We start from the raw sequence: 24,576 nt of genomic DNA on the forward strand, positions 1-24,576 counted from the left end.
TAATCCTACTCTATTTTTCCCTGCAGAAAAATAGGGTTTTTTTGTATGACAAAGAAGCGAATCAAAAAGTTCGTTGAAGATGGGTCCTTAATTGGAGGATTTCAGATGAACAACAAGGTACAAAAAATGGTCAGCATTGCAATGTTGGCCGCAATCGGTACAGTATTACAATTTGTGGCATTTCCGATTATGCCGGCGTTTAGTTTTTTGAAAATCGATTTTAGTGATATTCCGATTCTACTCGGAATGTTCTTGTACGGACCGTTAGCAGGAGTAATTACTGCTTTTGTTCGTTCGTTGCTACACCTGTTCTTAACCGGACTAGCACCGCAAAATATGGTGGGAGATTTCGCTAGCTTTTTAGCAAGTAGTATCTTCACCTTGCCAATTTTTTATTTCTTTGGTAAAAAGAAAAATATCCGTACAAATCGGATAGTGGGCTTAGTAAGTGGGATCTTAGCCTTGACAATTTTCATGAGTATTGCGAATTATTTTGTCATTACGCCCATTTACTTACAATTATATGGTGTGACCACACAACAATTTTTAGGAACATCTTTAGCAAGCTATGTGGCGATTGGTATTGTGCCATTCAACCTTATTAAAGGCCTCTTAGTCAGTGGTGTTTTTCTAGTACTACATGCGAAGTTATTGCCATGGCTATCAAAAAAACAACATACTATTCAGAAAAAAACACCGTTAACAAAATAAATGATAAAAAACCTGCTGTTGAACAATGTTTGACAGTGGGTTTTTAAAATTTACGCCTAAAAGAAAAGAGGTTGTCATAATCTGTCATCATTCTGTTAAAAAATACTAAACCATCTGCATTGTAATTTTAACTTTCCCTTGGTATGATAGAAATCATCAAAGAAAGAGGAGTTTTCCTGAGTGAAAAAGTGTAAAAATTGTCGTCACGTGAATCGTGATACGGAGTCCTTTTGTGAAGAATGTGGCGCTCCGCTAATGAATGAATTAATGCATCAAGAGGAAAACCAAGCACAACCATCAATGAATAAAGGGAACGAATCTACTCCTCTCAGATCAAAAAGAAGCTGGATCTGGGTGTTTCTTTTTGTGTTCATCGTTCTTGGAGCGGGTAGCTATTTTCTCGGGACGCATTATTTTTCTAAGGAACAACAAATTTCTCATTTTATTGAAGCGATTGAGAATGGTGATGCCCAAGAATTAAGTAAAAAAATGAGGACGAACGAGTCTGAATTTCAAGTGAATCCGCAAAGCATTAAGCCTTTAATCACTTATTATCAAAAAAATCCAACTGAGCTAAAAAAATTAGAAAAAGCGCTATTAAAGGATAAAAAGCTACATGGTTTAACTATTCGTGAAACAAGTCAAACAGCATTTTTCTTTCACCGTTATCAATTCATTTTAACGCCTGTTTCTGTTCAGTTAACGACGAATCAGCGCGGTGTGACGCTGGCAATGAACGGGCGGGAAGTGGGCACTTCCGACTCAACCACTTATCAAAAGGAATTGGGACCCTTAGCGCCAGGACAATATACTTTTACAGCCACAGTAAAAGATAGCACCGGCGAACCTGTTATCACAGAAGAGTATCGTTTATTAGAAGAGGAAAATTATATTTCTAGTATTCCTTTAGATTTTAAACGAATGAATTTTGTTGTGGAAAGCAATCTGCCAGACGCAGATATTTATATTAATGATCGGAAAGTTGGTACGCTAACGAATGGAAGCAAAACGATTGGCCCTTTGTTCTGGTCCAAAGGGATGACGATTCAACTTAAAAAGACGATTAATGGAGAAGAAATTCAAACATCAAAAGAAACGATTGGTGAAAATGATTTTGTCGAAGCGCTCTCCGATAATCCAACGCTACAATTGAATTTTCCGTTAGCTAGCGACTATGATGCCCGCAAAGCGCTAGAAACCTTTTATCAAGCATTTGCCAAACAAGTGAAAAGTCATACGGATAGTACAGAATTTGCTAAAAAATATCTCGTTGGTGGGGAAAATAATCCTCAATTTCCTTCTTTTATAGAATCACTTGAACGATTACGTGAAAAGAAATCGACCGATGTTTCACCAGATTTTGAAGTGACCATTAATACGCTACAATTGGATGGTAAAGAAAATTACCATGTCAATTATTATTTAGAAGCTAAAAATTCTAAAGCAAAAGAAAATGGTCTTCGTTATGAATGGATCAATGGCCTAAATGATCAAATTCATCTAGTCAAAGAACCGCTAAAAGAAGGACAATTACAGTTTGTTTCGATAGATGAGCAAACACTTGCTTGGCTCGAAAAAATACTCTAAGCAAAAATGAGTGCTAAATTATTTAGCACTCATTTTGCTTATTTCTATTGCACGCGTGGGACATTTGCGGTACGCTTTTAACACATTCTCGCGTTCGTTTTCTGGAATAAATTGTTGTCGAGCATGCGGCTCGTCTTTAAAAAGGACAATTCCATGATCATCATAATCAAATATATTGGGCGCATAAACTTGACAAAGTCCACAAGCAATACATTTTTCAGGAACTAAACGTGATTGCATAAACAGTGACACATCCTATCTAAAAGAGGTTTACTATGGAAGCAACTTTTATTTTAGCGTTATTATCTCATGGATACAAGGTACGTGCATCAACTTTGTATCATCTTTTAAAAGGCAAACGGACTAGCTCTGTTTTGATTTATGGTTTTTTATATGATTGTTTACGGTTCATTGGCTGGTGGCCAACGATTTCCGAACAAGCCTTTTTTCAATTTCTTGAAAAACTTTCGAAGGCGAAACAAATTCAGTATCACAAAGAGACAAATGAGATTCAACTAACAAAAGAAGGGCAACTATTTTTAAAGGAGCACCATTTTTCGTTGCTGGATTATCCTGCAATTGATCTTTATCGTTTTGGCAGAAGTGATCGAGAAAGTTGGCAACTCATTCAATTTGCCGTGCAAGTGACTTCGTATTTATCATTTGAGGAAAAACAGTATATTCCACTTTTATCAACACCGATTCCGCAACTATATTTGAAACGATGGTTACAACAAGACAAGAAAGAGCAGCGCATTCAATCAATCAAAGAAGAACTGTTGCGAGGGTTTGAGTTACTACCTGAAGCAGAAAGCGACTATTTGGTTGCGCAACTTTCTGGTTATCAGCAAACTGGCAAAGTTCCTCAGCAATTAACAAGCCATAAGACAGCTCTTGAACAGCGTTTATGGCATACGCAAGCGGTTCATCATTTACTGCAGTTGATAATGTACGGAGGAAACTATCCTGCTTTACAAACGCTTGTATGGCCGTATCTAGAAAAAAATCTAAACCAAAGTATGCAAGAAACCCAACGATTGTTAACGGAAGGCAAGACGCTTCAAGAAATTGCTGAGCAGCGAAAAATAAAACTGAGTACCATTCATGATCATCTATTAGAGTTGGCTATTCAAGGGCAGCTGCAGGCGTCTGTTTATCTTGAAAAGGAGGCAATACTCCAAAACTTGGCTCAAACAGAACAAAATCCGCGGTTGTGGGTGTATCGGGATTGGCGAGCGCAAGAAGCGACGCTTTCTTATTTAGATTTCCGCTTATATCAAATCCAACAAATTTGGCAAGAAAAGGAGTGAGTGTTGTTGACATTAGAACAAGAATTATTCACTCAATTTGGTTATGCAGCATTTAAGCCTGGTCAAAAAGAAGTGATTACAAACTTACTTGACGGTATGAATACATTGGCTGTTTTGCCAACAGGCACTGGCAAATCATTGTGTTATCAATTTGTGGGCCAAAAGTTAGAGGGACTAACGGTAATTGTTTCTCCCTTACTTTCGTTAATGGAAGATCAGGTGCGTCAATTACAAAGACAAGGAATTAAAGGTGCGGTTGCCTTAAACAGTACGTTACAGTATTCAGAAAAGCGTTATATTTTAGCGAAAATGTTCCAATACGATTATCTGTTTTTAAGCCCAGAAATGCTTTTGCAGCAAGAAGTACTTAGTGTGTTACAACGCCAAAAAATTGCATTATTTGTGGTGGATGAAGCCCATTGTGTTTATCAGTGGGGCGTCGATTTTCGCCCTGAATATAGTAAATTAGATCTGGTCCAAAAACAGCTAGACTTTCCTTTGACCTTGGCGTTAACTGCCACAGCGACACCCGTTGTACAGCACGCAATTATAAAACAATTATTTTCTCATGGTAGCTATCAAGAAGTTCTTTCTTCAGTGAATCGAAAAAATATTGGCTTGTTCGTGAAGGAAACGTCAGAAAAAGAAGAAGTATTACTAGATTACTTATCTAAAACGGCTGGTAAAATCATTATCTATTGCGCCACGCGCAACAAAACAGAACAAATCAGTCAACTTATTCAGGCGAAAACCAGTTTTAAAGTAGCCTATTATCATGGGGGCTTGGAGGCTAGTGAACGTAGTCGCTTGCAAGAACAATTTATTGATAATCAAATCGATATTCTTTGTGCAACGAATGCTTTTGGGATGGGAATCGACAAACCTGATGTTCGTGGAGTGATTCATTTTGATTTGCCTGATAGCTTAGAAAATTACCTGCAAGAAATCGGGCGAGCTGGACGTGATGGTCAAAAAAGTTGGGCGCTATTATTGTATAAAAAAGGGGATGAATTTATTCATCGGTTTTTCTTAGAAGAGACAAGAGCGAATCGAGCGACATTAAAATCGCTGATTGAAGGAGAAGAACAAGCAGGTTTGTTAGAAAATGCCACCGAGTTACAACAAAAATGGGTTCAAGGCTATTTAGCCAAGGATTATTCTTTTGAAGAGCTAGAGCATCGTTTAGAGGAGAAAGAAAAAGATCGTCAAGCGCAATTAAGAGGGATGCTGACGTATATTGAAACCACAACCTGTCGAAGAACGTTGATTCAAACTTATTTTCAAGAACCGATTGTCAAACAATCACCGGAAACTTGTTGTGATAATTGTGCGTTATTCTTTGACATTTACCAAGATTCAATAGTAAAATCGAACAAGACCAGCAATCAAAATGAAGGAGGTTGGCGTTCTAAATTTCTAAAATTATTTAAAGAACGTGATTAATTCATTTTTTTAGTCGGCAGTTGGCAAAAGCTATGATATAATAACAAGCGAGAGAAGTTTAGGAGGAAATTAGCAGTGAGTAAAAAGGACAAAAAGAAAAACCAAGCTCGTGAGCCATGGGAACAATCAATTTATGAACCTGATCAAAATGGTGGTGGTTCTCGTTTAGCAAAACGCCAACAGCAACGAGGAAATTCATTATTTCTAACTGTTTTAGTTATTTTGCTATTATTAATTATTGCCATTCCAATTGGGACTTTCTTATGGATGATGCAAGACAAGAAACCGAACGAAAGTGCTAGCAAAAATAGCCAGCCATCTTCTTCATTAGTCCAATCATCATCAAAAGAGAAGAAAAAAGAAAGTACGTCAAAATCAGTGGAAAGCTCAGAACCAGCAAGCAGCCAACCAGCTGAAAATACAACACCTTCAAGTTCTGATGCTGCTGCACAGCAACAACAGGACCAACAAGCACAACAACAGCAACAACAAGAGCAGCAACAACAAGAAGCTCAAAATCAACAACAGCAACAAGCGCAGAACCAACAACCTGTTTATGATACCGTTCAAAGTGGCGAAGGGGCACGTCAAGTTGCCGAACGTAACGGAATGACATTAGAACAAATTTTAGCGTTAAATCCTGGGATTGATACATCTGTGTTTTATCCAGGACAACCATTACGTATTAAATAATCCAGAAAAAGAGGTTTGGACAGCACTTTCAAGGCTAAACCGCGACGGATGATTACATGAGAATGCCAATAAGCAGAAATTTCCGAAAGATGGTTTGCGTCTTTCGAGGGATTTCGGCTTATTGCTTTTTCGTTAGAAACTCGTCATCAGTTTAAATCCAAGTTCTTTTCTTCTGATTTTAATATAAAAGAAGAAGCGCATTTTAAAGGATGCATATCAGTTAAGGAGTTTTTTCATGGGGAAAATCAGTATTGCTATTGACGGACCAGCTTCGTCAGGCAAAAGTACAGTTGCAAAAATTTTAGCAAAACAATTGAATTATGTGTATTGTGACACGGGTGCCATGTACCGAGCGATTACGTATCTGGCCTTGCAAAATCAAATCGACATTCAAGCGGAAGAGCCATTAGTAGCGCTTTGTGTCAACCACACTATTTCTTTTCAGCAAGCAGAGAATGGCCAACGTGTTTTTATCGACGGTCATGAAGTGACCGAAGCGATTCGCCAGCCAGATGTAACGAATGCTGTTTCAGCTGTTTCAAAACATGCAAAAGTTAGAGAAGAAATGGTGGCGTTACAACAGAAAATTGGTCAAGCCGGCGGAGTTGTCATGGATGGTCGAGATATTGGTACTGCAGTTTTACCAAAGGCCGAAGTAAAGATATTCTTGGTGGCTAGCGTTGAAGAACGTGCAGAACGTCGTTTTAAAGAAAATCAAGAAAAAGGGATTGAGACGGATTTTGAAACCTTGAAGGCGGAGATTGAACGTCGGGATTATTTAGATTCAACCAGAGAAGTATCACCCCTTGTCCAAGCAAGTGATGCTGTGAAAATCGATACAACAGGGTTGACGATTGAAGAAGTCGTCGCCGCCATACAAAATGTGATTAAACAAAAAGGTTTTGAACTTTTTTAAAGAATTTTAAGAAAAATAGAAGAAATCGCTTTATTTTTTTACAAAAATCTCGTACTATGTAAGTATATATAGCTAAGTTTTGGAATTTTTGTTGGCATAGGAGGATAAGAGGCATGACAGATTTTGAAGACAAACAAGTAGCAAACAACGAAACAATGGAAGATGCAATGAACAGCGTTCAAGAAGTCAGTGTTGGCGATATTGTTAAAGGCGAAGTTTTAGCCATTGAAGACAAACAAGTTGTTGTCGGCATTGAAGGAGCGGGCGTTGAAGGCGTTGTTCCTGCAAAGGAATTATCGACTTTACCAGTTGAAGATGTACACGAACTTGTGAAAGTCGGTGATGTGTTAGATTTAGTTGTTATCACATCAATTGGCAAAGATAAAGAAAACGGCAGTTATTTACTGTCAAAACGCCGTTTAGATGCTAAAAAAGTTTGGGAAGAAATTGAACAAGATTTCCAAGCGGGCAAAGTAATCGAAGCACCTGTTACAAATGTTGTTAAAGGTGGTTTGGTTGTTGATGTCGGTGTTCGCGGATTTGTTCCTGCCTCAATGGTTGAAGATCATTTTGTTGCAGATTTTTCTGAATATAAAGGTCAAACACTAGCATTTAAAATTATTGAAATCGAACCTTCAGAAAACCGCTTAATTCTTTCACATAAAGCAGTTGTTGAAGCTGAAAAAGAATCGAAAAAAGAAGAATTACTTTCTTCTTTACATGACGGAGACGTTGTTGAAGGGAAAGTAGCTCGTTTAACAGATTTCGGCGCATTCATTGATTTAGGTGGCGTGGATGGTTTAGTTCATGTTTCTGAAATTGCTCATCAGCATGTGGGCAAACCAAGTGATGCGTTAACTGTTGGCGAAGACGTTCAAGTAAAAATTCTTTCAATTAATCCAGAAGAAGGACGTATTTCTTTATCTATTAAAGAAACATTGCCTGGACCATGGACAGATATCGAAACAAAAGCAGCCGCTGGGACTGTTTTAGATGGAACAGTGAAACGCCTAACAAGCTTCGGTGCCTTTGTGGAAGTTTTCCCTGGTGTGGAAGGATTAGTGCATATTTCTCAAATTTCTCACAAGCATATTGCAACGCCTCATGAAGTTCTTCATGAAGGGGATCAAGTACAAGTGAAAGTTTTAGAAGTTAATCCAGAGGAACATCGTATTGCTTTAAGTATCAAAGCGTTAGAACCAAAACCTGAGTCTCAAGAAGAACCAAAAGAAGAACAGGAATATGAATTGCCTGAAGAAAATACTGGCTTTACCATGGGCGATATTTTAGGTGACGCTTTATCTGATGCGAAAGAAGAGGAATAACACGTTACTTTCTTGAAATTTATGAGTTTGACATAGCCGTAAACAGATCGGCTATGTCAAACTCATTTTTTCTTGAATTGGTTAGAAAATCAGCAGAAACTAAAACTTTTCTTGCACTTTAAGGTTTGATTAGGTAAACTAGTAAGGATTGAAATTCTCAAGGAGGGAATCAAATGGCAAATCCAACTATTGCGATTGTCGGTAGACCGAATGTCGGTAAATCGACTATTTTTAACCGCATTGCCGGTGAGCGTATCTCGATTGTAGAAGATACTCCTGGCGTAACACGCGACCGTATTTATACAACTGGAGAATGGTTAGGGCGTGAATTTAGTATTATTGATACAGGTGGGATTGATTTAGGTGACGAACCATTTATGGATCAAATCAAACACCAAGCAGAAATTGCGATTGATGAAGCAGATGTGATTATCTTTGTTGCTAGTGGTCGTGAAGGAATTACTGATGCAGATGAGTTAGTAGCAAAAATTTTATATCGTAGTAATAAACCAGTGATCTTAGCTGTTAATAAAGTTGACAATCCTGAAATGCGTAATGATATTTATGAATTTTATGCTTTAGGACTAGGGGATCCTTTCCCAGTTTCTGGTAGTCATGGTTTAGGCATTGGCGATGTGTTAGACGAAGCAGTTAAACATTTTCCTAACACTTCAGAAGAAGAGGACGAAGATACAATTAAATTCAGTTTAATCGGGCGTCCAAATGTCGGTAAATCATCATTGATTAATGCTATTCTTGGTGAGGATCGCGTGATTGTTTCAGATATTGAAGGAACAACGCGAGATGCAATCGATACGTATTTTGAATCTGAAGAAGGTCAAAAGTTCTTAATGATTGATACGGCTGGTATGCGTAAACGTGGGAAAGTATACGAATCAACTGAAAAATATAGCGTCATGCGCGCAATGCGGGCGATTGAACGCTCAGACATTGTTTTAATGGTCTTGAATGCAGAAGAAGGTATTCGTGAGCAAGACAAGCGTGTGGCGGGCTATGCCCATGAAGCAGGTCGCGGTATTATTATCGTGGTCAACAAATGGGATACAGTCAAAAAAGATACAAATACAATGCGTGATTTTGAAGCGGAAATTCGTGATGAATTCCAATATTTAGATTATGCACCCATTATTTTTGTGTCTGCATTAACCAAACAACGTTTAAACAAACTGCCTGAACTAATTGAAACAGTAAGTATGAATCAAAACTTACGGATTCCTTCAGCGTTGTTAAATGACGTTGTAATGGATGCTGTAGCAATTAATCCAACACCAACCGATAAAGGAAAACGTTTGAAGATTTTTTATGCAACACAAGTGGCAGTCAAACCACCTACATTTGTTATTTTTGTCAACGAAGAAGAACTAATGCACTTTTCTTATGCCCGGTTTTTAGAAAATCAAATCAGAAAAGCATTTACGTTTGAGGGCACGCCGATTAAAATCATTCCGCGACGCCGAAAATAGTGCATTCTACCATACTTTTTTTAGATATTCAAATAAATTTATCAACTTTGAGAAAAAATGATTATTTTTTGAAAAAACTGGTTAAAATACACTAAAAACCTTGCTATTACAACTTTCTTATGCTATCTTGTTAACAGAATATTGAACCAGATCAATATTTGCTGTCTGTTTTTGGACCACTCAAAAATAGACGGAACTTTAGGTGTGTAAAAACATCGTATCTCTTATAGAGGAGGTGAAATGATCCATGGCAAATAAAGCAGAATTAATCGAAAACGTTGCATCTTCAACTGGTTTAACTAAAAAAGATGCTACTGCAGCAGTAGACGCTGTCTTTTCAACAATTCAAGAAACTCTTGCTAAAGGTGAAAAAGTTCAATTAATCGGTTTTGGTAACTTTGAAGTTCGCGAACGCGCAGCTCGTAAAGGACGTAACCCACAAACTGGACAAGAAATTCAAATCGCTGCAAGCAAAGTACCTGCATTCAAACCAGGTAAAGCATTGAAAGATGCAGTGAAATAAGACAGACAATTAGAACCCTTGGTTTCCAAGGGTTCTTTTTTGAATCATACATAAAAAATGTTATTTTAAGAGGTGGTCGAAACAGTACGCTAAAAGGCTAAATTGTAACGAGCCTTGGGTGAGAAAAACGTGCTTCGCTCCGAGAATCAAGCGGGAACGGTTCGACACTCGCTCCTTGCTTTTTTGATAAAAAGAGAAAGATTTATGAATGAAGGACAAAAATAAGTTGTTGCCAGTAGCTGTTTTTTAGTGGTTATGCTAGACTTGGGTTGAAGGAAGAGGAAACAGTCTTAAGGTGGTGAATCAATGAAATACAACTATTCTAGAGGGGAAAACAAGGTCGCTATTATTTATGGAGAAACATTTGCTTCCGTCCTAAAAAAACGACCAGTAACGACGGAGTCAATCGTTGTTTTGGCGAATCAGCGTTACTATGATCTTTTTTCGGAGAAGATTAATTATGCCTTTGGGGAACAGTTGGGATTAAACTGGTATATTTGTCGCAATGATGTTCATTGCAATGACTTATCAGAATTAGAAAGTGTGTTACGTTTCTTAGCTGATTGGCCAGAAAATCAGGATGTTTTATTGATTGGTTTGGGTAATGAAGGGGTACTACAATTAACCGCATTTTTGCACCAAGTAAGTAAGTGTTCCTCCAAATGTTGGCTGATGCCTGTGTCTGTTCAAGCGTTACGGCAAGGACTTTTACCAAGTGTCACAATTCAGCAAGCACAGCATGCAACCATGCATATAGAAAATCATTCAGAAGAAATTTTGTTTGATAGTACCTTGACCAATAAAAAAGGTGCCGCTCCTTTAATTGATTTGCTCGTTTTTATTCGAGCGGGTCTTGTCTGTGATTATGCTTATTTACAAATGCTATACCAAACGTATCCAGATAAAAAACGGTTGAATCAAACGTCATTTAATGGTATTTTAGACGAGTTGTTATCTTTTTATGAACAAGCAGGGGAAAAAGTGGATCAATTTGGCCGAGTTTTTGAAGCGGCCTTTGCTACAACCGAAAATGGCCATTTGTTATCAGGTCCCATGAGACGATTATTGGGATTATTGTTACAAGTTTTATGGAGCCAGCAAGTCAATCACTTTGACTTTCAATTTAAAAATTTTATCGTTTGGTTTATTCGCTTAGGTTTTCCGGTGGCGTTTCCAAAAGAAATTTTAAGTGCTGATTACGCAGAACAAGTCTTGGCTCACACAGAAACACAAGGTCCTCCTATGGTGTTGGAAAAAATCGGTCAACTAGGAGCAGCTTTAAAGCCAACGCCCGATCAACTGTTAACAACGATTGAAAGATACCAAGAAATTTTAAAAGAGATTTGAGGGGAAATTATGTCATATAGTGAAAAAATGGTTCAAGCATTACAAGCTGAAAATTTAGCAGAAGCACAGTTAATGTTTGAAGAAGCATTAAAGAAAGATGATGAAAATACCTTAGCTGATTTAGGGGAAACGTTATTATCTTTAGGTTTTCTAGAAGAAGCCAAACAAATTTTCCAACAGTTGTTGGAACAATTTCCCGATGCAGATGGCTTAAACATTCCATTAGCAGAAATCGCCATTGAAAATAATGAAATAGATGACGCATTCATCTATTTAGAAAAAATTCCAGAAACTAGTGACAGTTATGTCCAAAGTCTCTTAGTTACTGCGGATTTGTACCAAGTTTTAGGGATTCCAGAAGTCAGTGAAGCGAAATTAAAAGAAGCAGCCAATCTTATGCCAGAAGAGCCGTTAATTCAATTTGCTTTGGGAGAACTATATTTTACAAATGGTCAATTTGTCGAGGCTATTACTCGTTATCAAAGCATTGTAGAAAGTGGGACAGCACAAATCTCTGCTATTTCCTTGAATGAACGCTTAGGAAGTAGTTACAGCATGTTAGGTGATTTTGAAGAAGCAGTTCCTTATTTGGAAGCCGCGGTCAAAGAAGAACAAACAGACGATCGTTTATTCCAGTTAGCTTTCACTTATTTACAGTTACATGAGAATCAAAAAGCCATTGCGTTGTTCCAGCAATTAAAAACACTAAACCCACATTATCAATCACTTTATCTATATTTAGCGGAAGCGCTCCAAGAAGAAGAGCAATTAGAGGAAGCAAAAGCGGTGATTGAAGAAGGAATTGCGGAAAACCCCTTCCAAGTAGAGTTATACCAATTTGCCTCTGAAAATGCCTATCGCTTACACGATATTGCTGGTGCTGAAAATTGGTTGTTAAAAGCTTTGGAATTAGGTGAGAAAACAGATGAAAGTCGTTTGACCTTAAGTAATCTCTACATTACGGAAGAGCGTTTTGAGGAAGTAATTACTATCTTAAATGATTTAGAGGAAACGGATCATCCTTATGCTGAATGGAACTTAGCAAAAGCGTACAACGAATTAGAAGACTTTGCCGTCGCTAAAGTTCATTATGAACAAGCAGCGCAAGAATTGTCTCACGAACCAGAATTTCTAAAAGAATACGCATTGTTCTTACGAGAAGAAGGCGAACTTGAAAAAGCAAAACACTTGTTATACCACTATTTGGAACATGAACCTGGTGATGTCGACATGCAATCTGTGCTAGCAGATATGGAAGAAAGATAGGAAACGACGATGTTTGTTAGTTTATCAGAAAAGAAAAAATTTTTAACTTGGTTAGTGAATACCGTGCCTTTTGGAAGAAGAGAAGTACTGTGGATTTTAAATTACTTATTAACGCACGATGCGATTTTAAATAATGTTCATTTTGTTGAGAACGTAGAAAAAACCGATCGGGGGATTCGTGTGGTAGCGGATGGTTTAGGTAAGGAGCCGTTATTGCTTTTTATCCAAGCACAAGAATTTACAGATCCGGAACAAATTTTTCACGAGATTCGGATGAATTGGCGGAAAGCTCTTTATTTAGAATGTGTATTTCCAGAGGCTTGGCAAACGAGCCAGTATTTATCTGTTTTAGAAGACAATCCGTTTGCGCCATGGAATGAACAAGTGGATCAGGAAGTTGCCAGAGCGATTGATCAATACTTTAAGCAAGAAGAACAAACGCAACGAATGGCATTACTTAAAGCTCAAATTGATGATGCTTTAGAAACAGGCAACAAAGAAGCGTTTTTAGAATTATCCGATGAATTAAATCGTTTGAAACAACAATAAATAAAACCCAGCATTTTTAATAAATGCTGGGTTTTATTTATTGTTTTAATTTAAAGCGCCGTTGTTTGCTGGGTTTTGCATAAGTAAAGCCTTCGCCAATTGCTTCATGTACGTTAATGATGGACACAAAGGCTTTTTCATCTATTTCATTAGCAATCCGTTTGACTTCCATTATTTCTCGAGGACTGACTACCGTGTAGAGAACCCGTTTTTCCACTTGTGAATAAGCACCTTCACCATTTAAATATGTTACCCCACGTTCTAAAGAAGCCATTAAACTTTGACCGATTTCTTCGGAATGATTGGAAACAATTAAAATTCCTTTCGCAGCATAGGCTCCATCGAGTACAGAATCAACAACACGACTGAAAACAAAGGACACAATTAAAGTATACATCATTCGTTTGACATCAATATAGGTCAACGAGAGGAGTAAGACTGCAACATCAAAAAGTAACAACGAACGGCCCATGCTAATCCCAAAGTATTTTTCGAAAATGCGGGCAATGACGTCGGTCCCACCAGTGGTTCCGCCTACGCGGTAAACAAGGCCACTCCCGAATCCTGCGGCCAAACCAGCTAGGAGAGCAGCAATCAATAAATCATGATCTAAATTAATTTCAACAGGAAATTTTTGCCAAAACCACAAAAATACCGATAACGACACGGTACCAATTAGCGTATAATAGAGGGAACGTTTGCCTAAAATTTTCCCACCAATTAATAAGAGCGGAATATTGATTAATAATGTCGTATATGCTGGGTTAAAATGAAATAAGGCTCTTAAAATCAAAGTAATCCCCGTGACACCACCTTCGGCCAGGTCATTGGCAATATTGAAAGTAACCAAACCAAAGGCATAGATACAGCTTCCTAATACAATAAATAACACATCTTTAAAATAAAATCTTTGTTCTTCCATTTAATCACGTCCTTTTACAGTATAAACTGTATCATTCTCTATATAAAACAACAAGTAGAACCTTTCCAGATAGCCAAGTTTTTGATAAGATGTAGGAGGTAGAGTAAGAAAGGTTGGGGTAAAATGTCAGAATCAGAACAACGTAGTTTGCAATCGATGCAAACAGAAGTTGATGATTATATTCAACAGTTTAAAACAGGCTATTTTTCACCATTAGGACAAATGGCTCGTTTGACGGAAGAGGTCGGAGAATTAGCCCGTGAAGTCAATCATTATTATGGTGAAAAACAGAAAAAAGCAGACGAAAAACCAAAGACAGTATCAGAGGAACTTGGAGATGTCTTTTTTGTATTGATTAGCATGGCAAATTCTTTAGAGATTGATTTAACCGAAGTTTTTGAAGAAAATATGGCCAAATTTAACAAGCGGGATCGCTATCGCTTTGAAAGAAAGGATGGGAAAACACATGATTAAAATAATTGTCGCTGGGTTTAAAGGACGGATGGGCAGTACTGCTACACAAATGGTCTTAGAAACCGCAGACTTTGAATTAGTAGGTGTGTATGATCCTCATGAAGCACAAGAAACTGTTTCTTTCAATGATGAAACAGCAATTCCCGTTTTTCAGCGCTTAGAAGAAGTCCTAGCTGTCAAACCAGATGTTTGGATTGATTTTACGGTTCCCGAAGCCGCCTATCCAAATACGCATTTTGCGTTGGAACACGGTATGGCGCCTGTTGTTGGGACTACAGGCTTTACGGAAGAACAAATCAACGAATTGACAAACCTATCTCGAGAAAAAGCCATCGGCGGCTTAATTGCGCCAAACTTTGCAATTGGGGCAGTTTTAATGATGCAATTTGCCCAAAAAGCGGCGCAGTATTTTCCAGATGTGGAAATCATTGAATTACATCATGATAACAAATTGGATGCACCGAGTGGAACGGCTATAAAAACTGCAGAAATGATTCAAGAAGTTCGGCCAGCAAAAAAACAAGGGAATCCGCAAGAGGTAGAATCAATACCAGGGGCACGCGGGGCTGATTTCGAGGGTCTGCGAATCCATAGTGTCCGCTTACCTGGTTTAGTGGCACACCAACAAGTCCAATTTGGCAGTGTAGGTGAAGGGCTCACTATTCGGCATGATTCTTATGATCGGCGTTCATTCATGACAGGAGTAGCGTTAGCTTGTCGGCAAGTGGTACAGAGAACAGAACTACTTTACGGATTGGAACAGATGCTATGAAATTGACAACTATTCCAAACGAATTTAAAGAAGCTGCTCCCGTTATTCGTGAAATCAATGCACAGGGCTTTGAAGCGTATTTTGTCGGGGGCAGCGTCCGTGATGCTTTATTAAATAAACCAATCCATGATGTCGATATTGCGACAAGTGCCTATCCAGAAGAAATTAAGCAAATTTTTAAACGAACCGTTGATGTGGGTATCGAACATGGTACAGTCCTTGTATTGATGGAAGACCAACAGTATGAAGTAACAACCTTTCGTACCGAGTCAACTTATCAAGACTTTCGTCGACCAGATGAAGTCACTTTTGTTCGCTCCTTGAAAGAAGACTTAAAACGGCGAGATTTTACGATTAATGCCTTGGCGCTTGACAGCACAGGCGAAATCATTGATTTATTTGATGGTATCGAAGATTTAACTAATCAAACCATTCGTGCAGTCGGTAATCCCCATGAGCGGTTTCATGAAGATGCTCTGCGGATGATGCGGGGCTTACGCTTTGCTAGCCAATTAGATTTTAAAATTGAAGAAAAAACCTTAGCCGCTATCGCTGAATTTCATCCTTTATTAGAAAAAATTTCAGTAGAACGCATTACAATTGAATTTGTAAAAATGCTTTTAGGGGTTAATCGACAAGGTGGCTTAGCTCCGTTTATTGAAACAGAATGCTATCAATACTGTCCAAAATTACGAGAACAAGGGGCTGGACTTTTTCGTTTAATGGACTTGCCTGCTCGTCAAATTGAAACAGAAGCAGAAGCGTGGACGTTACTTATCCAATCGTTGAATTTACCAGAAGCAGAAATTCGCTCCTTCTTAAAGGCTTGGAAACTTTCAAATCAATTAATTCAAAACGTTTCACAATTAGTACGCGGTTTGCGTTTTCGCTTGAGTAACGACTGGCAGCCAATGATGCTTTATGAATTAGGCGAAGAATCAGCAGTACTTGTTGAAAGGCTTTTATATTATTACCAACAAGAGAGTCAAGTACAAGTAACAAAAGAGTTAGTTAAGGCATTACCCATCCATCAAAGACATGAATTGGCCATCACAGGAAAAGACCTTTTAGCCGTCTTAGAAGAAACACCAGGCAAATGGTTAGGGGAACTGATTGCTGAAATCGAGCAACACGTTGTTGAAGGTAGCTTAGAGAATAAACAAGAAGTTCTGCTTTCGTTTGCCAAAAAACAACGTTCAAAAGGAGAGAAAGCATAATGCCAACAGAAATGTTTACAAAAGAATTCTTGGTGAAAGAATCACAAACGGCTAAAATGCTCGGTTCTGGTGACTTAGAAGTTTTAGGAACCCCTGCTTTAGCTGCCATGATTGAACAAACAGCCAAAGAAGCTGTGAAGGACCAATTATCAGTTGGGGAAACAACTGTCGGAACGGTGTTAGAATTGCGCCACTTATTTCCATCCGCGGTAGGGGCGACAATCGTTGTTACGATGACCGGCATTGAACAGACTGCACACAAAATACGCTATGAATTTGTTGCTTATGAAGGAGAACGACAAATTGCCAAAGGTTCTCACCAACGTGCAGTAGTTGAGATTGATTCTTTTTTAAAAAGAATAACAAAAGATTAAGAATCTACAGCGAAAGTTTGTGACCGTTTATCAAAAGTATGGTAAACTAATAATGTAAGAAATTATTTTTAAGTAAGGAGATTTGTGCTATGGCTAGAGAAATGACAGGACTTAAATTTTATTTCAGAAATGGTGAAACTTGGACGATTGATCGTCGTTTTATTGGTGATTTATGGATCAAACATATTACAACAAGTTTTGGCCGTATCCATGGTAGTGAATTTGTTGAAATTCATCCATGTGAAGGGTTCAAAATTGAAATTTTCCAAGAAGGAGATCATGTTCAAACCCACGATATTAACTTAGGTGGCTTAGAATTAGGGATGTTCTCTCGTGCTTTAAAATATGAAGATATCGAACGTATGGAAATTCTTTACAAAAATGGCACACCAGATTTAGTTTATTTCCCTTACAAAGATAAAACAGATGAGGGCTTGGATAACATCTATCAATCTACAAAAGTCAGCGAAAAAACTAAAAACTTATACATTGTTATCGACCCAACACAAACAGTTGATGATGTATACGCTGAAGAATTAAAATAATTTTTGCTCCACAGGAATCAGTGAAATGACTGGTTCCTGTGGCTTTTTTCAGTCTTTTGACGAATAAAATAACATTGGTTTTAATGGAATAGTCGAAAAAATAAGCGAATAAGTGTTGACACATGTTTTTTCTAGCGGTATACTGTTAACAATTCTTAATTAAATCAGTTTTGGAGTGATTCTTATGACAACAACGAAGAAAAACCATACACAACTGAATAACTTTTACTTTAGCTATTTTAGATAGGTTTGTATTCATAACATTATGGGTACAGACAACAAACGTTTGTATCTATAATGGCTAGGGAAATTTAAGATGACTTTCAGCCATGTAGATTTAAGAAAATCTATAGTGGCTTTTATATTGCTTTTTTGTAGGGTATTCACTGTAGATTTTTCTTAAAATTTACTGTGAATATCCTTTTTGTTTGGCCAAAAATTAGGATTTCAGAAACTTACTAAAAAAATTTCGTAAAGGAGCACACAGGATGAAAGAAATAACTGGAGCTACTCGTTTAGCTGGGTTATTCGCGAAACCCAGCCGACACAGTATTTCACCGTTGATTCATAATACAGCATTTCAAAATTTAGGAGTTGATGCTCGGTATCTGGCGTTTGACGTTGGACAAGAGACATTGCCACAAGCAATTGAAGCGATTCGAACGTTTCACATGTTAGGGGCCAACTTATCAATGCCCAATAAAGTGGCGGCTGTAAGTTATATGGATGAACTAAGTCCTACCGCCCAACTGGTTGGCGCGATTAATACGATTGTCAACAAAGATGGAAAACTTTACGGAGACAGCACGGATGGTACTGGTTTTATGTGGAGTTTGAAAGAGAAAAAGGTTGACGTTTTTCAGAATAAAATGACCATCTTAGGAACAGGTGGTGCAGCCTTATCAATCATTGCCCAAGCTGCTTTAGATGGCGTGAAAGAAATCGCCGTTTACAACAGGAAAAGCGCGGGGTTTAACGACAGTCAAAAAAAACTGGCAAATTTCACTGAACGAACCAACTGTGTAATTCATTTAAACGATTTAGCGGATACTGAAAAACTAGCAAAAGATGTTGCTGAAAGCGTCTTGTTAGTTAATGCAACGAGTGTGGGTATGCATCCACATGCACATAGTAGTCCTATAGAAAATTATGCAATGATTCAACCGAAGTTATTTGTGTATGATGCTATTTATAATCCCAGAGAAACACAGTTATTAAAAGAAGCCCGTTTACGTGGCGCAGAAACAAGCAACGGCTTGGACATGCTACTTTATCAAGGCGCTGCTGCTTTTGAACAATGGACAGGACAAAAAATGCCTGTATCAGTCGTAAAACGTAAAATTGAAAATAGATAAAAAGAGCGCCGTTTAAAGGCATGAGGAGAGAATATAATGATCGTAATTATGAAAGAAAATGCAACCGAAAAGCAAATGAAACAAGTCATTGATTTAGTAACAGGTGCAGGCTTAACTACTCAAACAAGTCAAGATAATGGAAAAACAGTGATAGGCTTGATTGGTGATACAGAAAAATTAGTTGAAGCAGAGTTAACAGCATTAGAAGGCGTGGAAAAAAGTGTTCGCATTTCGTTGTCTTACAAACTAACGAGTCGTTTATTTCATCCAGAGAATACAGTGGTTGATGTGAACGGTGTTAAAATCGGTGACGGCAGTATGACCATGATGGCGGGCCCTTGTTCAATCGAAAGCTTAGATCAGATTCGTGAATGTGCGCGAATTGCTAAAGCTGGCGGTGCAACAATTTTACGAGGTGGTGCATTCAAACCTAGAACGTCGCCATACGCTTTCCAAGGACTAGAAGAAGAAGGACTGAAATACATTCGCCAAGCGGCTGATGAATTAGATATGCAAGTCATTACAGAAGTGATGGATGAAGCGAATTTAGAACTTGTCGCAAAATACAGTGACATTTTACAAATCGGTGCGCGCAACATGCAAAATTTCAAGTTATTACAAGCGGTTGGTAAAACTGGAAAACCTATCGGCTTAAAACGCGGGATTGCTGGTACGATTGATGAATGGCTAAACGCAGCTGAATACATTGCTGCGCAAGGGAATTTCAATGTGATCTTCATTGAACGTGGGATTCGTACGTACGAAACTGCTACGCGCAATACACTTGATTTAAGTGCGGTGCCTTTAATTAAAAAATTAAGTCATTTTCCAATTATTGTTGATCCGAGTCATGGTGTTGGTATCTGGGATTTAGTACCGCCAATGGCCCGAGCAGGTGTTGCTTCAGGTGCGGACGGCTTGATTGTAGAAATTCACCCAGATCCAGCGAATGCGTGGTCAGATGGGCCACAATCCTTGAATGAAAAAACTTACCTACGTATGATGAAAGAAGTTCATATCATCGAAAAAGCAATGAAAGAAATTAATGCTTTAGAAGATTAGTAAAGACAGAGGAGTAGAGGACATGAAATTAACCGTAACGTTACCTACACATTCATATGATTTAACCATCGAAACAGGTGCCTTAGATAAAATTGGCACCTGGGTACGTAGCCTGTGGCAGCCACAACGGGTAGCGATTATTACCGATGAAACGGTGAATAAATTATATGGCGCAGCTGTTGAGAAAGAATTGCAAGCTGCTGGTTTTGAAACATCATTGATTGCTGTAGCGGCAGGTGAACAAAGTAAGAGCCTCGAAACAGCTCAACTGCTTTATGATTTTTTAGCGGAACAGCAATTGACTCGAAGTGATGGTCTAATTGCTTTAGGTGGAGGCGTTGTGGGAGATCTAGCTGGATTTGTCGCTTCAACCTATATGCGAGGTATTCACTTTTTGCAAGTACCAACAACCTTACTGGCACAAGTAGATAGTAGCATTGGAGGTAAAACAGCGGTTAATACTAAAAAAGCCAAAAATCTTGTCGGTACTTTTGCCCAACCAGATGGGGTTTTAATTGATCCTAATACACTTAAAACATTAGAACCTAGACGTGTGCGTGAAGGAATTGCAGAAATTGTAAAATCAGCAGCTATCGCTGATGTTGAATTGTGGCACCGTTTATCCTCTTTGGAAAATGAACAAGATTTAGTGGCACATGCAGAAGAAATTATCACGGCCTGTTGCAAGATTAAACGTGATGTCGTCGAAGAAGATGAATTAGATTTGGGCTTACGTTTGATTCTGAATTTTGGGCATACGATTGGCCACGCATTAGAAAATACAGCTGGTTACGGGGTGATTGCTCACGGTGAAGGCGTTTCTTTAGGAATGATTCAAATAACTCAAGTCGCAGAACAACGAGGGCTTTCCCCACTTGGGACTACCCAAGAGTTGGTCACCATGCTAGAAAAGTTCGATTTACCAGTAACGACAGATCGTTGGCCAGAAGAACGTCTCTATCAAGCAATTACACATGATAAAAAAACACGTGGGGGACAGATTAAAATCATTGTCTTAGAAAAAATTGGTCAAGCGAAAATTGTCTCTTTACCAACGGAAGAAATTCGAGCATTTTTAAACAGAGAAGGAGGAATTTAAGATGCGCTTTATTACAGCAGGCGAATCACATGGACCTGAATTAACTGCTATTATTGAAGGCTTACCAGCCGGCTTGCCTTTAAGTAGCGAAGAGATTAACCGAGAATTAGCAAGACGTCAAGGCGGTTACGGTCGTGGGGGACGGATGAAAATTGAAAAAGACCAAGTACGTATTACTTCGGGCATTCGGCATGGTAAAACACTTGGCTCACCAGTAACGTTGATTGTCGAAAACAAAGACTGGAAAAATTGGACCTCCGTGATGTCAGTAGAGCCAGTTCCTGAAAAACAAAAGAAAATCCGCCGCGTCAGCAAACCACGTCCAGGACATGCTGATTTAGTTGGTGGCATGAAATATCAACATGATGATTTACGGAATGTTTTAGAACGGTCTTCGGCACGAGAAACAACGATGCGTGTGGCGATTGGTGCGGTTGCTAAAAAACTCTTAGCTGAACTGGATATCCAAGTCGCTGGGCATGTCGCGGTGTTAGGCGGGATTGAAGCTACGATTCCTGAAAATTTAACGATTCGTGAAATTCAAGAACGATCTGAACAATCTGCCGTTCGCGTATTAGATCCTTCCGTAGAAGAAAAAATGAAAGAACTAATTGACCAAACCAAGAAAAATGGCGATACAATTGGTGGGGTAGTAGAAGTACTTGTGGGTGGCGTTCCAGCTGGCTTAGGTAGCTATGTTCAATGGGATCGTAAACTAGATGCCAAAATTGCGCAAGCTGTTGTAAGCATCAATGCTTTTAAAGGTGCTGAGTTTGGCATTGGATTTGAAATGGCGCAACGCCCTGGTAGTCAAGTGATGGACGAGATTGTTTGGGACGAAAGTACTGGTTATACCAGAACTTCCAACAATTTAGGCGGTTTTGAAGGAGGAATGACCAACGGAATGCCAATCATCGTTCGTGGTGTCATGAAACCTATTCCAACCCTTTATAAACCATTACAAAGCGTGAATATTGATACAAAAGAGCCTTATAAGGCCAGCGTTGAGCGCTCTGATAGCACGGCGGTACCGGCCGCTAGCGTTGTTTGTGAAGCCGTTGTTGCAACGGAAGTAGCGAAGGCTATGCTCGAAAAATTTGATAGTGACTCATTTGAACAAATGAAAGAAGCAGTGAAACGTTATCGTCTATATACTCAAAACTTTTAATGGAAAAAAGTCGCAAGGTATATGGAGGGAAAAATGAAGAAACGTATTTTAATCGTAGGATTAGGGCTAATCGGGAGTTCACTGGCTTTGTGTATCAAAAAAGGGCATCCAAACAGTGAGATTATCGGTTTCGATAATCAAGCGGAGTCAACTGAATTTGCTAAGAAAACGGGTCTAATTGATGAGATAGCTGAATCTTTAACAAGTGGGGCAAGACGAGCAGAGATTATTTTTCTTTGTTCCCCAGTTAAAGCAACTTTAGTACAACTAGAAGAATTAAACCAATTATCACTAGAAACTGCTCTGATCACAGATGTGGGTAGTACCAAGGTGGAAATTAATCAGTTAGCAACAAAGCTTAACATGAAAAATTTTATTGGTGGTCATCCAATGGCTGGTTCACATAAATCCGGCGTAACAGCCGCTGATGAACGTTTGTTTGAAAATGCCTACTATATTTTTACCGATGACCATGGCGAAAAAAACAAACAGATTCAGGAGTTACAAACGTTACTAAAAGGAACGCATGCGAAGTTTATTACGATGCCTGCACAGGAACATGATGAAATTACTGGTGCTCTAAGTCACTTGCCACATATTGTTGCCGCAGCTTTAGTGAACGAAAGTCAGCAACTGAATACCACTTACCCTAGAGCACAGCAGCTAGCGGCTGGAGGATTTAGAGATATTACTCGAATTGCTTCCTCTGATGTAACGATGTGGACGGATATTTTATTAAGCAATCGCTTAGTATTATTGGACTTACTAGAAAATTGGCAAAAAGAGATGACTACTGTTTGCCAATGGTTAACAGAAAAAAATGCCCCAGCTATTCGTAATTTTTTTGATAAGGCCAAAGAAACACGCGCTCAGTTGCCCATTCATAAAGAAGGCGTAATCCCAGCTTTCTATGATCTGTTTGTTGATGTACCAGATCAACCAGGAATCATTGCTGAAATTACGCAAATTTTAGGCGAAGCGGACCTTTCTCTTACAAATATTAAAATTTTAGAAACGAGAGAAGAAATCTATGGGATTCTTCAATTGTCTTTTAAAAATCAACCAGACTGCCAAGCTGCAAAACAAATTTTATCTAAAGAAACGAACTATACGTGTTATGAAAAATAAGAGGTGATGAGGGTGCAACTACGTACAAATGTGAAACATTTACAAGGGACTCTGATGGTTCCTAGCGACAAATCGATTTCCCATAGAAGTATTATGTTTGGAGCAATTTCTTCTGGAAAAACGACGATTACAAATTTTCTAAGAGGCGAAGATTGTTTAAGTACCTTAGCGGCGTTTCGTTCTTTGGGTGTGAACATTGAAGATGACGGGACGACAATCACCGTTGAGGGGCAAGGATTTGCAGGTTTAAAAAAGGCGAAGAATACAATTGATGTTGGAAATTCAGGGACAACAATTCGCCTAATGCTGGGCATTTTAGCTGGCTGTCCCTTTGAAACGCGCCTAGCTGGTGATGCGTCTATTTCTAAACGACCGATGAATCGTGTGATGCTTCCTTTAAACCAAATGGGAGCGGAATGTCAAGGGGTTCAGCAAACGGAGTTTCCGCCAATTTCTATTCGCGGGACTCAAAATTTGCAACCGATTGACTACACAATGCCTGTTGCGAGTGCTCAAGTGAAATCGGCTATTTTATTCGCCGCTTTGCAAGCCGAGGGCACTTCTGTAGTGGTTGAGAAAGAAAAGACACGTGATCATACAGAAGAGATGATTCGACAATTTGGTGGGACACTTGAAGTAGACGGTAAAAAAATTATGTTAACTGGACCGCAACAATTAACAGGTCAAAATGTGGTAGTTCCTGGTGATATCTCTTCTGCAGCTTTCTTTTTAGTTGCGGGTTTAGTAGTCCCAGATAGCGAGATACTTCTGAAAAATGTTGGCTTAAATCAAACGCGGACAGGTATTTTAGATGTGATTAAAAACATGGGTGGTTCCGTCACTATTTTAAATGAAGATGAGGCCAATCACTCTGGCGATTTACTTGTAAAAACGAGTCAATTGACAGCTACAGAGATTGGTGGCGCTATTATCCCACGTTTAATTGATGAGTTACCGATTATTGCTTTGTTAGCTACTCAGGCTACTGGCACGACAATCATTCGAGATGCAGAAGAATTGAAAGTCAAAGAAACCAATCGGATTGATGCAGTAGCGAAAGAATTAACAATTTTAGGCGCCGACATCACGCCTACTGATGATGGCTTAATTATACATGGGCCAACTTCTTTACATGGTGGAAGAGTTACCAGTTATGGGGATCATCGTATCGGGATGATGTTACAAATTGCTGCATTACTTGTAAAAGAAGGCACTGTTGAATTAGATAAGGCTGAAGCAGTTTCAGTTTCTTATCCAGCATTTTTTGACGACTTAGAACGTTTAAGTTGTTAACGAAGGAGGATAA

The 24,576-nt window shown here is 38.7% G+C and carries 25 protein-coding genes; 23 read left to right on the forward strand and 2 right to left on the reverse strand.

Going from position 1 to position 24,576, the window contains the following annotated elements; translation table 11 throughout:
• The first annotated feature begins 45 nt into the window (after positions 1-45).
• Together IGL37_RS06015 and IGL37_RS06020 are read left to right on the forward strand one after the other, a co-directional pair.
• Complete coding sequence (locus IGL37_RS06015; protein WP_002382314.1) at positions 46-711, forward strand: ECF transporter S component; 666 nt, start codon at positions 46-48, stop codon at positions 709-711.
• Between the two features lie 255 nt (positions 712-966).
• On the forward strand, positions 967-2,298 hold the full coding sequence (locus IGL37_RS06020; protein ID WP_033918017.1) for a zinc ribbon domain-containing protein: 1,332 nt from the start codon (positions 967-969) through the stop codon (positions 2,296-2,298).
• An 18-nt stretch (positions 2,299-2,316) separates the two neighbouring features.
• Here IGL37_RS06020 and IGL37_RS06025 read toward each other — a convergent pair whose 3' ends face one another.
• Positions 2,317-2,538, reverse strand: a complete 222-nt coding sequence (locus tag IGL37_RS06025; protein ID WP_002413914.1) for a ferredoxin — start codon at positions 2,536-2,538, stop codon at positions 2,317-2,319.
• Between the two features lie 35 nt (positions 2,539-2,573).
• On the opposite strand from IGL37_RS06025, the gene IGL37_RS06030 reads away from it, so the two are divergent.
• The 10 genes from IGL37_RS06030 (at position 2,574) to IGL37_RS06075 (ending at position 13,154) form a co-directional block, all read left to right on the forward strand.
• Positions 2,574-3,608: a helix-turn-helix domain-containing protein gene (locus IGL37_RS06030; RefSeq protein WP_281517354.1), complete on the forward strand. Its 1,035-nt coding sequence runs from the start codon at positions 2,574-2,576 to the stop codon at positions 3,606-3,608.
• Entirely contained in the window at positions 3,609-5,051 is a 1,443-nt protein-coding gene (locus IGL37_RS06035) for a RecQ family ATP-dependent DNA helicase (protein ID WP_052133304.1), read from the forward strand.
• 75 nt (positions 5,052-5,126) lie between these two features.
• On the forward strand, positions 5,127-5,744 hold the full coding sequence (locus tag IGL37_RS06040) for a LysM peptidoglycan-binding domain-containing protein (RefSeq protein ID WP_010819989.1): 618 nt from the start codon (positions 5,127-5,129) through the stop codon (positions 5,742-5,744).
• Positions 5,745-5,979: 235 nt separating this feature from the next.
• Positions 5,980-6,660 carry a (d)CMP kinase gene (gene cmk / locus IGL37_RS06045; RefSeq protein WP_002357612.1) on the forward strand — a complete coding sequence of 227 codons (681 nt, stop codon included), beginning with the start codon at positions 5,980-5,982 and terminating at the stop codon, positions 6,658-6,660.
• A gap of 113 nt (positions 6,661-6,773) precedes the next feature.
• Complete coding sequence (gene rpsA, locus IGL37_RS06050; protein WP_002360341.1) at positions 6,774-7,985, forward strand: 30S ribosomal protein S1; 1,212 nt, start codon at positions 6,774-6,776, stop codon at positions 7,983-7,985.
• A gap of 173 nt (positions 7,986-8,158) precedes the next feature.
• Entirely contained in the window at positions 8,159-9,469 is a 1,311-nt protein-coding gene (der, locus tag IGL37_RS06055; RefSeq protein WP_002357608.1) for a ribosome biogenesis GTPase Der, read from the forward strand.
• Between the two features lie 247 nt (positions 9,470-9,716).
• Positions 9,717-9,992: an HU family DNA-binding protein gene (locus tag IGL37_RS06060; protein WP_002357604.1), complete on the forward strand. Its 276-nt coding sequence runs from the start codon at positions 9,717-9,719 to the stop codon at positions 9,990-9,992.
• Positions 9,993-10,298: 306 nt separating this feature from the next.
• Positions 10,299-11,339, forward strand: coding sequence for a hypothetical protein (locus tag IGL37_RS06065; RefSeq protein WP_033917960.1), 1,041 nt, complete (start codon positions 10,299-10,301; stop codon positions 11,337-11,339).
• Between the two features lie 9 nt (positions 11,340-11,348).
• The gene (locus tag IGL37_RS06070; protein ID WP_002360336.1) at positions 11,349-12,605 is read left to right on the forward strand and encodes a tetratricopeptide repeat protein; all 1,257 of its coding nucleotides are present in this window, start codon (positions 11,349-11,351) and stop codon (positions 12,603-12,605) included.
• A gap of 9 nt (positions 12,606-12,614) precedes the next feature.
• Positions 12,615-13,154 carry a ReoY family proteolytic degradation factor gene (locus tag IGL37_RS06075; protein WP_002360333.1) on the forward strand — a complete coding sequence of 180 codons (540 nt, stop codon included), beginning with the start codon at positions 12,615-12,617 and terminating at the stop codon, positions 13,152-13,154.
• Between the two features lie 37 nt (positions 13,155-13,191).
• Here the strand turns inward: IGL37_RS06075 and IGL37_RS06080 are convergent, their stop codons facing one another.
• Positions 13,192-14,076, reverse strand: a complete 885-nt coding sequence (locus IGL37_RS06080; protein WP_002357595.1) for a YitT family protein — start codon at positions 14,074-14,076, stop codon at positions 13,192-13,194.
• Positions 14,077-14,199: 123 nt separating this feature from the next.
• On the opposite strand from IGL37_RS06080, the gene IGL37_RS06085 reads away from it, so the two are divergent.
• The 11 genes from IGL37_RS06085 (at position 14,200) to aroA (ending at position 24,563) form a co-directional block, all read left to right on the forward strand.
• The gene (locus tag IGL37_RS06085; RefSeq protein ID WP_002363944.1) at positions 14,200-14,550 is read left to right on the forward strand and encodes a nucleotide pyrophosphohydrolase; all 351 of its coding nucleotides are present in this window, start codon (positions 14,200-14,202) and stop codon (positions 14,548-14,550) included.
• The gene (gene dapB / locus IGL37_RS06090; protein WP_033917959.1) at positions 14,543-15,322 is read left to right on the forward strand and encodes a 4-hydroxy-tetrahydrodipicolinate reductase; all 780 of its coding nucleotides are present in this window, start codon (positions 14,543-14,545) and stop codon (positions 15,320-15,322) included. The genes IGL37_RS06085 and dapB overlap by 8 nt, the downstream gene beginning before the upstream one ends.
• The gene (locus IGL37_RS06095) at positions 15,319-16,539 is read left to right on the forward strand and encodes a CCA tRNA nucleotidyltransferase (protein ID WP_002365655.1); all 1,221 of its coding nucleotides are present in this window, start codon (positions 15,319-15,321) and stop codon (positions 16,537-16,539) included. The genes dapB and IGL37_RS06095 overlap by 4 nt, the downstream gene beginning before the upstream one ends.
• A complete protein-coding gene (locus tag IGL37_RS06100) occupies positions 16,539-16,913 on the forward strand; it encodes a thioesterase family protein (protein ID WP_002371156.1) in 375 nt (124 codons plus the stop codon). Before IGL37_RS06095 ends, IGL37_RS06100 begins: the two co-directional genes overlap by 1 nt.
• An 89-nt stretch (positions 16,914-17,002) precedes the next feature.
• Positions 17,003-17,458: a hypothetical protein gene (locus IGL37_RS06105; protein WP_002357586.1), complete on the forward strand. Its 456-nt coding sequence runs from the start codon at positions 17,003-17,005 to the stop codon at positions 17,456-17,458.
• Positions 17,459-17,946: 488 nt separating this feature from the next.
• Complete coding sequence (aroE, locus tag IGL37_RS06110) at positions 17,947-18,813, forward strand: shikimate dehydrogenase (protein WP_002363947.1); 867 nt, start codon at positions 17,947-17,949, stop codon at positions 18,811-18,813.
• A gap of 36 nt (positions 18,814-18,849) precedes the next feature.
• On the forward strand, positions 18,850-19,875 hold the full coding sequence (gene aroF / locus IGL37_RS06115) for a 3-deoxy-7-phosphoheptulonate synthase (RefSeq protein WP_002363948.1): 1,026 nt from the start codon (positions 18,850-18,852) through the stop codon (positions 19,873-19,875).
• A 22-nt stretch (positions 19,876-19,897) separates the two neighbouring features.
• Positions 19,898-20,974 carry a 3-dehydroquinate synthase gene (gene aroB / locus IGL37_RS06120; protein ID WP_002369401.1) on the forward strand — a complete coding sequence of 359 codons (1,077 nt, stop codon included), beginning with the start codon at positions 19,898-19,900 and terminating at the stop codon, positions 20,972-20,974.
• A 1-nt stretch (position 20,975) separates the two neighbouring features.
• Positions 20,976-22,142 (forward strand): chorismate synthase, encoded by a 1,167-nt coding sequence (gene aroC / locus IGL37_RS06125; protein WP_002357582.1) that lies wholly within the window; start codon positions 20,976-20,978, stop codon positions 22,140-22,142.
• Positions 22,143-22,175: 33 nt separating this feature from the next.
• Positions 22,176-23,270, forward strand: a complete 1,095-nt coding sequence (locus IGL37_RS06130; protein WP_002357581.1) for a prephenate dehydrogenase — start codon at positions 22,176-22,178, stop codon at positions 23,268-23,270.
• Positions 23,271-23,276: 6 nt separating this feature from the next.
• On the forward strand, positions 23,277-24,563 hold the full coding sequence (gene aroA, locus IGL37_RS06135; protein WP_002357580.1) for a 3-phosphoshikimate 1-carboxyvinyltransferase: 1,287 nt from the start codon (positions 23,277-23,279) through the stop codon (positions 24,561-24,563).
• The last annotated feature ends 13 nt before the right edge of the window (positions 24,564-24,576 follow it).

This window comes from Enterococcus sp. AZ119, assembly GCF_050546175.1.
Lineage (GTDB): Bacteria > Bacillota > Bacilli > Lactobacillales > Enterococcaceae > Enterococcus > Enterococcus faecalis.